General features: G+C 34.0%; 14 protein-coding genes and 1 pseudogene. 9 read left to right on the top strand and 6 right to left on the bottom strand.

Annotated elements, in window-relative coordinates:
• The first annotated feature begins 90 nt into the window (after positions 1-90).
• From NMY3_RS05180 to NMY3_RS05170, 3 genes are all read left to right on the top strand, one after another.
• On the top strand, positions 91-1146 hold the full coding sequence (locus NMY3_RS05180; protein ID WP_196817860.1) for an alcohol dehydrogenase: 1056 nt from the start codon (positions 91-93) through the stop codon (positions 1144-1146).
• Positions 1143-2549, top strand: coding sequence for an NAD-dependent succinate-semialdehyde dehydrogenase (locus NMY3_RS05175; protein WP_231100304.1), 1407 nt, complete (start codon positions 1143-1145; stop codon positions 2547-2549). Before NMY3_RS05180 ends, NMY3_RS05175 begins: the two co-directional genes overlap by 4 nt.
• 65 nt (positions 2550-2614) lie before the next feature.
• Positions 2615-3859, top strand: coding sequence for a patatin-like phospholipase family protein (locus tag NMY3_RS05170; protein WP_196817859.1), 1245 nt, complete (start codon positions 2615-2617; stop codon positions 3857-3859).
• A 328-nt stretch (positions 3860-4187) separates the two neighbouring features.
• Here the strand turns inward: NMY3_RS05170 and NMY3_RS05165 are convergent, their stop codons facing one another.
• Together NMY3_RS05165 and NMY3_RS17030 are read right to left on the bottom strand one after the other, a co-directional pair.
• A complete protein-coding gene (locus NMY3_RS05165) occupies positions 4188-5291 on the bottom strand; it encodes a Rieske 2Fe-2S domain-containing protein (protein ID WP_196817858.1) in 1104 nt (367 codons plus the stop codon).
• A gap of 816 nt (positions 5292-6107) precedes the next feature.
• Positions 6108-6323 (bottom strand): MarC family protein, encoded by a 216-nt coding sequence (locus NMY3_RS17030; protein WP_425319394.1) that lies wholly within the window; start codon positions 6321-6323, stop codon positions 6108-6110.
• A gap of 405 nt (positions 6324-6728) precedes the next feature.
• Between NMY3_RS17030 and NMY3_RS05155 the strand changes: the two genes are divergently transcribed.
• On the top strand, positions 6729-6884 hold the full coding sequence (locus NMY3_RS05155) for a hypothetical protein (RefSeq protein WP_196817856.1): 156 nt from the start codon (positions 6729-6731) through the stop codon (positions 6882-6884).
• Positions 6885-7123: 239 nt separating this feature from the next.
• Positions 7124-7543: a hypothetical protein gene (locus NMY3_RS05150; protein ID WP_196817855.1), complete on the top strand. Its 420-nt coding sequence runs from the start codon at positions 7124-7126 to the stop codon at positions 7541-7543.
• A 668-nt stretch (positions 7544-8211) separates the two neighbouring features.
• On the opposite strand, the gene NMY3_RS05145 is transcribed toward NMY3_RS05150, so the two are convergent.
• Entirely contained in the window at positions 8212-8925 is a 714-nt protein-coding gene (locus NMY3_RS05145) for an MIP/aquaporin family protein (protein ID WP_196817854.1), read from the bottom strand.
• Between the two features lie 984 nt (positions 8926-9909).
• On the bottom strand, positions 9910-10386 hold the full coding sequence (locus NMY3_RS05140) for a hypothetical protein (protein ID WP_196817853.1): 477 nt from the start codon (positions 10384-10386) through the stop codon (positions 9910-9912).
• Positions 10387-10935: 549 nt separating this feature from the next.
• On the opposite strand from NMY3_RS05140, the gene NMY3_RS05135 reads away from it, so the two are divergent.
• The 4 genes and pseudogenes from NMY3_RS05135 to NMY3_RS05125 all read left to right on the top strand — a co-directional run bounded on the left by NMY3_RS05135 (position 10936) and on the right by NMY3_RS05125 (position 13427).
• Positions 10936-11778: a sialidase family protein gene (locus NMY3_RS05135; protein WP_196817852.1), complete on the top strand. Its 843-nt coding sequence runs from the start codon at positions 10936-10938 to the stop codon at positions 11776-11778.
• Between the two features lie 812 nt (positions 11779-12590).
• Complete coding sequence (locus NMY3_RS05130) at positions 12591-12887, top strand: hypothetical protein (RefSeq protein ID WP_231100303.1); 297 nt, start codon at positions 12591-12593, stop codon at positions 12885-12887.
• A 22-nt stretch (positions 12888-12909) separates the two neighbouring features.
• Positions 12910-12993: pseudogene (locus NMY3_RS17025) on the top strand (type IV secretion protein IcmD); the annotation flags it as partial.
• Positions 12994-13118: 125 nt separating this feature from the next.
• Positions 13119-13427: a hypothetical protein gene (locus tag NMY3_RS05125; protein ID WP_231100301.1), complete on the top strand. Its 309-nt coding sequence runs from the start codon at positions 13119-13121 to the stop codon at positions 13425-13427.
• A 128-nt stretch (positions 13428-13555) separates the two neighbouring features.
• On the opposite strand, the gene NMY3_RS05120 is transcribed toward NMY3_RS05125, so the two are convergent.
• Together NMY3_RS05120 and NMY3_RS05115 are read right to left on the bottom strand one after the other, a co-directional pair.
• Positions 13556-13819 carry a hypothetical protein gene (locus tag NMY3_RS05120; RefSeq protein ID WP_196817849.1) on the bottom strand — a complete coding sequence of 88 codons (264 nt, stop codon included), beginning with the start codon at positions 13817-13819 and terminating at the stop codon, positions 13556-13558.
• Between the two features lie 35 nt (positions 13820-13854).
• A complete protein-coding gene (locus tag NMY3_RS05115) occupies positions 13855-14046 on the bottom strand; it encodes a hypothetical protein (RefSeq protein ID WP_231100299.1) in 192 nt (63 codons plus the stop codon).
• Between the last annotated feature and the right edge of the window lie 60 nt (positions 14047-14106).

Here is a 14106-nt window from a genome sequence, read left to right as displayed (position 1 = left end):
AATATTCATAAAAAATAGATATTGATACATCTTTTAATTTCCGCTATTTTATTGATCATTCTTTATAAGCAGTAACTTCCTAACACATATATGAAATCTGCAAGAATTACTAAACCTCATGGACCTTTGGAGGTACAACAACTCGAAATTCCTAAACCCATGGGGCCTCAGGTTCTTGTTAAAGTTAATTCTTCTGGAGTTTGTCATAGTGATATTCATTTGTGGGATGGAGGATATGAAGGCCTTGATGGACAAATCTTAAAAACAACTGATAGAGGAGTAGAATATCCCCTGACTCCAGGTCACGAAATAGCAGGCACTATAGAAAGTCTAGGAGATCAAGCTGAAGGATTTAGCAAAAATGAAAAAGTTATCGTATACCCTTGGATAGGTGAAGGTTTATGTCCTGCTTGTAGAAGTGGCGAGGAAAACCTTTGTGACAAACCAAGATCATTAGGCGTCTATTTAGATGGAGGCTATTCAGAGTATGTTTTAGTACCAAGTTACAAATATCTAGTAAAAATAGACGATGATTTGGATATGGATGCAGCTGCAACTTTGTCATGTTCTGCCCTTACTGCGTATGGAGCGGTAAAGAATGCTAATCTAAAACCAAATGACAACGTTGTGATTGTTGGTACAGGGGGATTAGGCTTGATGGCCATACAATTAGCGAGCGCAGTTACTGGCGCTAGGATAATTGCGCTGGATATCGACGATGACAAATTAAAAACGGCCAAAGATAGTGGCGCCAATGATACAATCAATTCAAAAAAAGAAGATCCTGTAAAGGCAATAATGGAATTAACCAACAATGTTGGCGCTGATGCGGTAATTGATTTTGTCAATGCATCAAAAACCGTAGAAATTGATATGCAATTTCTACGAAGAAGGGCAAGAGTAGTTTTGGTAGGACTATTTGGAGGCGAATTAAAATTGGGTCTAGTAAGTATGCCTACAAGAGCATATCGTATAATCGGATCATATACTGGAACGATAAACGATTTAGTAGAATTAGTTTCATTAGCTAAAAGAGGAGTAATAAAACCGCTAATTTCAAATCGGTTTAAACTTGATCAGACAACACAAGCATTGACGATGCTGAAAGAGGGCAAAATTGTAGGTAGAGGGGTAATAAATCCATGAAAGATTCTTTAGCGATGGAATTTGAAACAATAAATCCTGCAACAGAACAGGTTATCAACCAATACCAAAATATGACCAAAGATCAGATAAATGACAGAGTAAAGAAATCCAAAATTGCATTTCAAGAATGGAAAAAAGATGCAAACAAAAGAACAGATTTTCTCCATGCGTTTGCTAATGAATTACGAAAAGATAAAGAAAACCTCGCTAGAACCGCCACAAACGAAATGGGTAAGGCAATAAAAGAAGCTAGATCCGAAGTTGAAAAATGTGCTTGGGCGATGGAATATTATGCAGATAATGGACAAATCCTTTCTACGGATGAAATTCTAAATACGGATGCAAGAAAAACCTTGATAAAATTTCAACCTATTGGAGTAATAGGCAGTATAATGCCGTGGAACTTTCCTTACTGGCAAGCATTAAGATTTGCGGCACCTTCACTAATGGTTGGTAATACAATTGTATTAAAACCATCTAGTGCAACTATGCAATGTGGAATTAAAATAGAAAATACTTTCGATAATATAGGAATGCCGGAAGGAGTATTTCAAACACTAATAGGTGACTCAAGAATTGCAGAGTCATTAATTGATTCAGATATTAATGCTGTGACCTTTACAGGAAGTGTTCCCATAGGTGCAACAGTTGCGCAAAGGGCTACGTCTCAAGTAAAGAAAACGGTGTTAGAATTGGGAGGAAGTGACCCTTTCATAGTGTGTGATGACGCCGATATTGATAAAGCATCCTCAGGTGCGATAAAGGGACGCTTTATAAATTGTGGTCAAAGCTGCATAGCATCAAAGCGTTTTATTGTAGTAAAAGGTATAGCCAACGAGTTCATTGAAAAATTCGTTCAAAAAACTGAAGCTCTTAATGTGGGCGATCCCTTATCGTATAATACTGATATAGGACCTCTTGTAAATGCTAGGGGCCTAAAGAAAATAGATTCTCAGATTAAAACCTCGATTAAAGAGGGTGCAGAAGTTCTCACAGGAGGAGAACAAGTAGGGGAAAAAGGCTATTTTTATAGACCAACAGTTCTCAAAAACATTAAACCAAAAATGTCTATAGCTCAGGAAGAGGTGTTTGGTCCGGTTGCTCCAATTATTGTAGCCAGTGATGATGCAGAAGCCATAAGAATTGCCAATGATTCAGAATATGGTTTAGGAGCAAGTATATGGACTCAAGATTTAGACAAAGCAGAAAGACTTTCAACCATTATCGAGTCAGGTATGGTATCTGTTAATAATGTCGTAGCTTCAGATCCTAGAGTTCCATTTGGTGGATTAAAAAAAAGTGGTTTTGGCAGGGAGTTGTCAAGGTACGGTATGCTTGAATTTGTAAATATAAAATCAGTCAGATTCTATGATCAATTGATTCACAACCATCACGTAGAGTGAGGACTAGAGATGACAAGTAAAAAAGTAATAGCAAGTAATTACAGGACTAAGGAGAGAATTTGACTATGTCTAACAATACCATCGAAAATGTATTGATACTTCAAGGTGGTGGCTCTCTGGGTGCTTTTGGATGTGGTGTCTATAAAGCTCTTGTAAAAAATAATATCCATCTAGATGTAATTGCGGGTACTTCCATTGGTGGTATAAATGCAGCAATAATAGCAGGTAGTAAAAGGGAGGATAATATAGATCAGCTCTTAGAGAATTTTTGGCTGGAACTATCCGAAGGCTTTGTAGATATAGATAAACTTTCTCCATTTTCTGTGTGGAATTGGTATATGAAAACATTGCAAGTACTTTCCAAGTTTGACTATTATCCCTATTATTCACCTTTATCTGCAGCAGTAGCAGGAATAAAAGAAACCTATTCTTCGAATAGAATTGAAATGGAGATGAAAGTAAAACAAATAAAGTCCTTTTACAGTTCTGCCATTTTTGGAAATAATAAAATGTTTGTCCCTAGGTGGATACCAGAATACGCTTTAAAGGATCCAGAATATTTTACACCACAAAAATGGACCTTTCTATATGATCATTCACCTTTAGCAAAAACCTTGGAAAGATACATCAATTATGATAAATTAAAACCAGAAGGAAATTCTAATGTACGCTTAATTTTGACAGCGGTAAATGTTTTAAACGCACGCCCTTTAACATTTGATAGTTATAAAGAGCAAATAACTGCTACACACGTATTGGCTACATCTGCTTATCCAACATATAACTTTAGTTGGATAAAAGTAAAAGACGGAGTCTTTGCATGGGACGGTAGTTTACTTAGTAATACTCCATTAAGAGAGGTTATAGAAGCTTCACCAAAAAGGGATAAAAGAATATACATAATAGAAAATTATCCAAAGAATATAGATAGTTTGCCAAAGAATATACCCGAAGTTTATCATAGAGCTAGGGACATTATGTTTTCTGATAAAACAGAACACAATATACAAATGTCAAAGGTAATATCGAGATATCTCGATTATATTGAAGAGCTTTACCAAACTATAGAAAATAATGTTGATAAATTACGGATAGATGAAAAACAACTTAAGAGAATACGTCAAAAATATAAAATATATAAACAAGAGCATGGTGCAGAAATCAAAGAAATTTATCATGTAAAACGTGAAGAGCCATATCCTCATATGTCAGAAAATGCAGATTTCTCACCCCAGACAATTAAGAATTCGATAAAGGAGGGAGAAGAGAAAACAAACGAAATTATAAAAAATAAAAAACTCTTCAAATGAATCGAGATCTAAGACAATGAATGTTTAGTTTAATTATTTTTAACATATTTATATTTCTCACATCTATCACGAACAAACATAAGTAAATTTATTTAATTCGAAACCAATTACGGTAATAGAGATGATAAGTTCTTCTATCGTTGTGGTTGGAGGGTGTTTCTTATCTAAGCCAAAAATAAATTATTTTACTCTTTCGTCTTTGAAGATATTCCATTACAACAAACGGAGAGAAAAAATTAGAAACGAGTTAACCACTTTTGTTACTGGTTAATTATCTTTGAATTTCTCAACTCCAACAGATAATAATGTTTTTCCAAAAGTTGTTTTGTCAATAACCCGTAAATTCCTCCACCTTGATCTTTTCTTTTGAAATTTTTAATTCTTCTTGCAATAATGATTGCATAGCCTTCAACATGCTTGGAGGGCCACAAATGTAGAATATTGAATTGTCTAATAAAGCATTATCCAGATATTTTAGAATCATTGACTTGTCTATTCTTCCTTGTTCTCCTTTCCAACCATTAACATTTGATTGATCATCATCATGTTTTGCTTCACTAACTGTATATATAAGCTGAAGATTTTTGTTTAATTTTGTCCATTCATCAAACTCTTTTTTGAAAAGGATGTTATCTGAATCCCTATTGGAGTCAAACATTACTATTTTTAGGGGCAGTTGTTTATCTGTAGCATACTTTATCATACTTCTAAATGGAGTAACACCTATTCCTCCGGAAAGAAACACGGCGGGCTTTGAATAATCGTCATGTAACACGAATTGTCCCTCTGGGCCCCTTACCTTGACTTTGGTCCCTTCCTCTAAGGTAGTAAGCCTCTTTTTATATGGAGAATCCCTCATCCTTGTTGTAAACATTATAAAGTTCTCCGTTGGAGAAGATGAAATAGTAAAATGCCTAATCGGACCTTTGGGATCATTATTGACACCGCCTATATCAAAAAAGGCAAATTGACCTGCAGTATATCTCGATAGTAACGATGTTTTGTCCTCTTCTACTTGATTATCTTGTTTACTAAACTTAAATGACATTACATCGGTTCCCTCCACTTTAATTTTTTCTAACAATTCTAGCTCAAATTGAGGCGAGGATTTACTTTTACCTTGTAACTTAATCAAGATATTATTATCTTCTATTTTTACTTCATACACAGGTTCTGGTTCATTTGCTGGTGGGCTTGTTACATCTCCTGTTCTAACATCAAATCTAGAATTATGCCAAGGACATTCAACTTCATATCCATCGAGGGTACCATCTGTTAAAGGACCGCCTTCATGGGTACAAATATTATTAATAGCATAGTATTTTCCGTCAACGTTAACAATACAAATACTTTCACCCTCAACTTGAACTTCTTTCATTTGTGATGGTGGTACGTCTTTGGTATCAGCAACTCTAATGAAACCTTCACCCACTTTCGATCAGTTTTAGGATGCATTATAATCTGTATATGGGTTCCCATTTTAATATCCCAAAATCTGAATCTTATACTATTATTTATAATTTAACGTCATTCTTACTGAATTTAATGTACTTTATAAACGGATATACTAAAAAGCCGAAGTCGATTATCAAATAAGCATACGAACTAAAACGCAATTTCCTATCGATATACCAGGTACTCATTGAATCCCGCAACATATGGCTAACCATCTTACCTTATACTATGAGATGATTAATTTCGTGTTCAGAATTGGGACCATATTCTGCTAGGTACAAGTCTCCATTGGACCTATTGTCAAACCTTGAGGATTACGATTGAACGTACGTAAATCGTTCATAGGAAATAAGATTTCATACTCTTGTATTAGATTGAGTCAAAATGATTCATACTCACATAACGGTTTAATAATATTACGACCTAATACTACCTATGCACTGCCAGAGTTGTAAAGGACACTTCCATCCTCAATTAAGGCACAATCACCCTGAATTTAATGATGATACAAAATTATGGCATTGGTTATATTATCAATACTGTCCCAATTGTAAAACTTCTCAGGTGTAACTTTATGAATATACAAATAATGATAAAATGTATCCTCTGGGAACAGATTTAGAAAATAGGTTAAAATATTTAGGAAGTCATTTGAGTAAAGAGCCAATAATGTAAACTTTAACCTTGATAATGTTACATCTAAATGGCGAGATGGTAGAAATGTATCATCAAAAACATGATGATGATCAAATCATTAATTAAATTGTAGATATATTTTTGCCATACAACATAACTAATTGTTTAATAACGATTCAAGTCCATTCACGATATATTGAACTCCTATTGCTGCAACCAGAATAGCGAATACTCTTGTAATAATTAACGAGCCACGTCTTCCAAGAATCTTATATATAGGATCGGTAAGATAATAAATTACATAGGTAATGCCAATAACAATCACAATCGATATCATTGTGGTGATCAAACCAGATGTTTGAAAGGAAAGTATTACTGCTGCTATAGGCTGACAACCAACATTTTTTTGGTTAAATAATTATTTAATGACAGTCTAGCAGTTAATTGAATTAAGCTTATGAGCGTCACTTAACCTGTATAACTCCAATAAGATCAAAATATCTATTTGTATTGTTAATTTTATTAAATGACACTCTCCTTGCGGTAAAAATGCAGCGGAAACCACCGGGCCCATATTTTGACATATTAGTATATACCCCTAGTGGAACATTGTCAATAACCATAATTTGTTAAACTTGAAGTTGTAAATTATGTAATATTATGAATGATAGGAGTAATTATACTATATTATTTTAGATATATTGTTATGAACAAAAAATTTAGTATGTATAGGACATTTGGCTATTGAATTACCATGTGGTTACTGACCTTATATCCAATGCTAGCTTTTAGTATTGTATTAAACGCTTGTCTATTGTGTGACTACAAACAAGGAATGCTTGTAGAGGCTCACAAATTGTTAAGTAGCAGCGGCAGTGATGATAACAGTAAATTTACTTCAGCAATGACTATTCCTAATCATACTATTTCTTGAGCCATATACCAAACCTTAGACGATAAGGATGGTATTGAAGCGCGGTTCTATAAATTTAACAACACTCAGATAAATAGTAGCTTTTATGCTCAAATAGTTATTCCGAAAATAGATCAATTCGTAAACTTTACTCCATCAATAATGTTACTTGAGCCAATATTTCATGAAATCAAAGATAATAATATTGTCGATGTTAGTTACCACAATAATTCAGTTCTAATGATAGTAATACTGGTTCTTTGCCATTTGGCATTCCAACAAATTACCAAGCAATGATTAACGAAGACTATAATGATTCTCTACCATCTTCCACCACTTACGAGCCATTTACACAAACAAGTTACTGGGAACGACAAGAAATAAATTCTAAATTGAACAAATTAGGAACATATTATATTATAGTCTATAACAGTCAAAATAATTTGAGTAATAACACTCTTGATCAGAATAATATACCCAAGTTTGGAAAATTCAGTCTAGCCGTAGGGAAGGTGGAAGACTTTTCCATTTTGGATTTGCTAGTTTTGATTCCGTATTCTTGGCTAAATGTAAAATTGTTTTTCAACGACTATTGGAGTTTAATGTTGGGTATAGGTATTTTTGTTCTGATGGTTATTGTCATACCAATTGTATTATTTTTAAGGAGGAAAAGAAAGTGATAATGAGTCCAAGTTACTGTATGATTAGTTTGAATTGTTCTCCGACAAAAGGATTTAATTTGGATTATAGAACATGCAAGGTATTTGCTAAATTTAGAATTGGTTGTATCACAATTATCAAAGTAAGTGATAATTTCGAGGAGAACTAATTTTGTGATTATTATATAGTTTTAGAGAGAATCAAGTATATTATTTATTAACTTTAGTTCCAATATAATTAATAGACGTCCTAGAGAAATAGTATTAAAGGCTACATTCATGTGATAAGTATCCGTCGCCAAAAAAACAATAGATTCGCAACTACTTTTTCCAAAGGTGGTGGGCACAAAAGCATGAGAATTTAAAACCATATATCTGAGAGTTGACGGCACTGGAGGATATTGATACCTTTAATACTTCTAAACTAGGATTTTGTTTTTAAATATGTCGAGGTATGTAATAATACGTGGCACTAGGAACTATGGTAGAGGCCATTTTAGTTTCAATTTCTCGTATAGACCTCTAACTAGATGCATTAAGAATTTACTGACATAGGAAATTGATCGCGCAGACGAGAACTATTATTTGTAACAGTTTTTAAATGTCAAGTTAAGTTAAACACATAGGTCAACTTTCACATATAATTTTTAGAAAAACAATAAGATTTAAGACTAAAAAGAATGAAAAAATTATTTTTGAGGAAGTTGTTCATTTTCTTCTTCTTCCTTCGTATGTAGTATTTTATATACTCCTGCTGCTATTAATCCACCAACTATTGGAGCTATCCAATAAATCCAATTATATTCAAAATTCCAAGTCATTAAAGCAGGACCAAAAGAACGAGCAGGATTCAATGAACCTCCGGTTATCGAACCTCCAAAAATAACATTTAGACCTAATGTAAAACCTATAGCTACACCAGCCAACGGTAATATCTTAAAGTTCTTAGAGGTAGTCGTGGCTAATACAACATATACCAAGGTAAATGTCATCACCGTTTCTAAAATAAGGGCTCTAACTACATTATCATCTGATGGCAGGGTTACACTAGCAGCCATTTCAGAACCAAAGATTGAATATACTACCGCTGCAGCTAATACTGCTCCAATAATTTGAGCTATTATGTAAACAACGGCTTCCTTACCCGTTATTTTTCTTGCTACCAATAATCCAATTGTGACTGCAGGATTAACCTGTGCACCAGAGCGATATCCTATGGCATATACAATAGCTGTAAGTACCAATGCATGAACCAAACCTATTCCGATTACTCCTAGTTGTCCACTATCAGAATATACAGTTGTCGCAGAGCAAATCGCATATACTAAAATAAATGTTCCAACAATTTCAACCAAGAATTTGTTCCTCAAAGATGGTTGAAAGACATGAGTATTAGTATCCATTATCCTCATAAGATTGTCATAAAATTATTTATACATCTACACGATCCTACTCATAAAGAATAATCCTAAATTGCTATTCAAGATTGTTAAGCAAATATGACATTCAAAATGGATTTATAATTGTATATTTAGCCCTATTCCAGACGGGTCAAAATGTAATCTAAATAACGATTATCATCTCCTAGTCCATTAATCCCCATTTGTTTTATGAACGAGTAGGATAGCTTGTCATTCTGAAAGAATAAACTAATATTAGATATCGAATGCGATATGAGAGATAATTCTTTCCTAGCCATTATTTTCATATGAAGGTGGACATAGTTTTATCCTTCATCATAACCATGAAACTCCAAAATCAATACTTTCAATTCTTATTGAGTTGCCCTTTTGCAGCAGTAGGCTGTAACTAGAGTGAATAAAGACTACAATACAAGCTATTTTTAAAGGCGTCAGGTTAGTAGTGTTTAATCTAATTCCACAACAATTTCATACGGGTCTTGCATGTCTTGTTCTCCACGCCCTTTGTGCAAGACCCTTTATTTTAGGTATCTGCAACTAGAACTGGATTAAATAAAAATTAATTCAATTTGTTTAGTTATACTTTGATATCAGAATAATTAATTTGGAATTTCAGACTCGTAATATATCTATTACTAAACCCACCGGGCCCGATGTAATCTTTGTTTTGTTATAAAACCGACCTTTTTGATGTTTAAAATAAATATTTATTAAATTAACAGTTCCCATGTACCTCATGGATTCGAAGCTAACCTGGCTAGCTATTTTCTGAATATTCTTAAGTACATATTAACTCTGCCAATTGAAAAATATTCCCTAACTAATAGTATAATATCCTATTCTTTCTTTTATCGGGTAACATTTTTTATCTAAATCCGCTGTACTTAAACAAAGAATTACAATTATCTAATTCAAATTGAAAAAAAAATATAAAATAAATAGGCTATTTTAATTGATGAACTACTTTTATTCTTCTTCCGATGCTACTCCAATCGTTCCATTAGTTGCTAATTTCAGTAATGGTCCAAATGTTGCTCCCGCATCTGAGCTTATTCTAACAACGGGCTCTTCTGCTGTCTGGTTGCGTTCCCACCAGGTGATAACTAGGTGATCGCCATCTGCTGCTATTTCTACGTCTTCCGAGTCTGCCTCTGTGGAATTGCTTAGATTCATTTTATCCACAAATGTTGTACCTCCGTCATTCGAAGCTCTAAACATAATCTCCTCATTTCCAGTCGCGTTAGTCCACCATGTAATGTATATATTATCCCCAGATATGGCGATTGGTGCTTTTGGTCCCTCGTCATCGCCCGAGCCTGTGCCGCGTTGTAATGTGGGCATTGAGATTCCAAACGATTGTTGGGCTGGCAGTGTGGCGGCTGTAATTATTCCAACTGTTGCTAAAGTTATCATGACAGCTCCCATCATAAGATGTTTGTTCATGAAGCTTGTATGAAAATCATTGAATATAAAGTGCTATCCGTCGCAATAGGTCAAAGATTTCTTAGTTATTTGATTCGGATGAAAGAACACCAGATCTGATGAATATATGTCTCATCTCTTCAGCCGATGGACATGGTACCCAATGGCAGGTAGATTTCTCGGATTAAAGCATCATATCCATTCGTTTCTTTCAAAAAAAAGAGAAAATCCTGATTGGGGGAACCATCCAATATATCAAAGATAGAACTGAAAGTTTTGATAATTATTTTCCATGTAGAATAAAGAAACGTAAACTAAAGCATGTACGAAACTGGTTGAATCTATTTGTGAATTATCATAACGAGGAGATGGTCCATGCTTAATTTTAGAAAGCCGTTTTCAGACTCGTAATATATCCATTACTAAACCCACCAGGCCCGTTAAAACTACAACAACTCGAAGCTTTTCTCAGATTTCGCACATGACATATTGTCTTGATGAAGATGATATTATTTCTATAAAGAAATCTTGTCAAGAATTGTTTTTATACTACATTAATATACAAAAATCATGAAATATAGATCACAGAATGTAATAATTCTATCAGCGTTGATGTTAATTGGTGTTGCGGTGTTTGCCACCATGTACCAAGGTCAATCATCATATGGCTTCTCCTGGCCTCATCTTGATAGAAGTGATGGAAAAGCTCCAATAGCTGTTTCAGGAGATAATGTGTATGTAGCTTGGTGGGGAAATAGTTCAGGAAACTATGAGGTAATGTTTAAAGCATCAGATGACGGCGGTAAGACTTTAGGTGATAAAATTAGCTTAAGCAACTCTACCAATGGAACTTCTGTTGAGGCAGATATTGCAACTTCAGGAGATAATGTATATGTTACATTTGCAGATAACAAGACCGGTTACGCTGATGCATATATTATTACTTCTAACGATAACGGAAAAACATTCAATCCAGTCATATTACTAACTGACAATACTAATTCAACTATAACAAATAAGACATTAATGTCTCAAATGAATTACAACAAAGTAAAAATATCCCCATATGAACTCAAGGTTGCAGCTGACGGTGATAAGGTATATGTATTAGCAACTGGAGCAGAAAAAAATAGCACCTCTTACGAACCAGACGTATTCCTAAAGGTTTCAAATGATAGCGGAAAGACTTTTGGCAAAGATATCAATTTGAGTCAATCAAAAGGAATTACCTCAGACAGGATACACATGAAGGCGATAGATGATAAGGTGTATGTAACATGGTGGGATAGAAATTTGGATGGTTCAGATACACCATTAATGAGAATCAGTGAGGACGGAGGACAAACATTCAGTGATAAAATAACACTTTCAAATCCCGCTGATTCCAATACTAAGGACATACCCAATTCTTAATACACAACTCATTTTTTATAGACGTCATTCAATGAAGTAAATATGGGCTTTGTAGAATGAAAGATACTAATTTATTTTCGTTGACAGTACTTTCTAATTCGATAGCATGTCCTTAGTAATTAAGATGATTGAATCCTTTAAATAAACAAGTAGTATAGATTTAAGAAATAATTAGTTTACTATATCGTATATGTATTGTAATAAAGTTGCACGAAGAAATAGTTAATTAAAATTTGAACCCATCGTAAAGGACTGATATCGTCCTGAAGCCCATCGGGCCCGTTTGATTTTGATTATTAGAGGGATTTTGAGTAAACTGATTAGTATACTGTTTTTGCATTACTGTATACTGTTTTGTCAGGTTAGGTGAATAGTAGACATCGCAAGTGGTACAGTAAAGTCCTATTTTCCTGAAAGATTCTTTAGCACCAACTCTAATATAGTTAGAATTAAGACCCTGATGACAGAATTGACACCTAGTCATTAGATTAAATTCCAGAGACTACTATTTGATCATTCTGTCTTAATTCTGTGAAAGTCGGTGGTCTTTCATCATTTCAATTGTTAGATGTAAATCCTAAAGAATGCTTAACTATCTTTTATGGGGTCCCCTTTTGTGAAAATTGGATTACTTGCGGTTTTAGGACTAAGGTTTGATTTTACTTTTATTTGATTACTGAATTAAAAATCCTAAATGCATTCTACCAGGTTTTATTGGAATTATATCATATATTAGCAGTAAAATTACCTTGATATTTTATATCGTCATAATCAATGGTAGCTCTAATAAATCAAACTTTGCGATAAATCATATGAAATTAAACACCAGACTCAGTTTGACACTATTTTGCATGGCTTTAACTCTGTCAATTGGACTATCATCATTAAGTTCAAGAGCATTCTCACAAGCTAATGCATTTACGTTAGATGTGGAAAGTATTAACCAGATTAGGGAACAGTGTGGTTTAGGCAAAGTGCCTGAAGGTGCAGATGTATCCGATGTAATGAACTCATTCTCACAAAATAATGTATTTGCTTCTGATGATGAAATTATAGATCAGATTAGAGAACAATGTGGTTCAAGTGCCGCAAGGTGCGGGTGTTTCTGATGTTTTGGAGTCATTTTTAGGTAACAACCCTACACAAATACCAATCAGTCAACCAATCGCACTTGCATTTATAGCTGCAGCACTTCTTTTTATCCCTTCAGTGTTATAGCCCCACTATTTTTCTTTCAAAAGCTAATTAGAGAAACTCAACCCATTATTGCTTATTTTGTGAAATCTTTTTTAAACTGGCTGCCAATGTCTTAATATCAATTGGCTGAAACTTATACAACTATGCCTAGATTCCTATTTCAACCAGACCCCGTTGATGGCTACGAATTTAATCCAATTCCAATAGACATTCACTTGGGAATAATCAAGATTACTACCAAAGAAATCCTAGATGATTTTGGGATAAATACTACCGAATCTATGATTGTTGGAACAGATAGGAACGAAGTTCTAAACAGGGTACAAACAGCATTTGCGAGAGAGTTTGACCGATATGGTAATCTAAAGGAATCGAATATTCAACCTATGGATTATAAAACTAAACAAGCCTGGACAAGAATTAGAAGGCACATCAAGAATAAATCTAATTAAGGATATCTACATATATCTCCAAATTCCAAATCATCCTTGTTTTTAAATAATATAAATTGTCTGAAATACTTTATGAGAAAATAAAGGGTTTATTTTCTGCCTATTTAACGTTCCCTATACAGCTATATTTACCTCCAATGCCACATAAGAAATGTCCCAGTTCCATTTCTATCGACATAGTCCTTATAGACTCCTACTGAATTACTCAAAGAGGAGAGATTACCCGTAGCAACGTCATCAAAAATAGCAATTCCGTTGCTATCATAACCCCCACCCACATGATAGTTGGCAATTGCATAAAAGGTATAAGTTGCTATATCTCTGTTATCAGTAACATACTTTGTGTTTCCTTGCAGATAAGATGTGTCATTATCTCTGAAGGTTTCAGTCACATTCACATCAGCAGTTATATCTGCTGTGCCGTTAATTATTCCCTTAATGAAAAGCTTTCGGAAGCATTATTGTTTGTCGTATTCAGTTTCCCTAGCTCAGTTTGGTAATGTTCAACAAAAAATGGGTTTCCTAAACCATTATTTTTGCACAGGTCGGTGCTATCTAGGGCTTGGGCATGTTGTGTAACCATAAAAATAGTAGATACAATTACAAATCCCAAAAGCAAAATGAAACATTATTAAATGTATGCTGATATTTCATGTTAATCATTTTTATCCTTTTAGAT

This window comes from Candidatus Nitrosocosmicus oleophilus, from assembly GCF_000802205.1.
GTDB classification, from domain to species: Archaea; Thermoproteota; Nitrososphaeria; order Nitrososphaerales; family Nitrososphaeraceae; genus Nitrosocosmicus; species Nitrosocosmicus oleophilus.
This window is presented reverse-complemented; position numbering and strand designations above follow the sequence as displayed.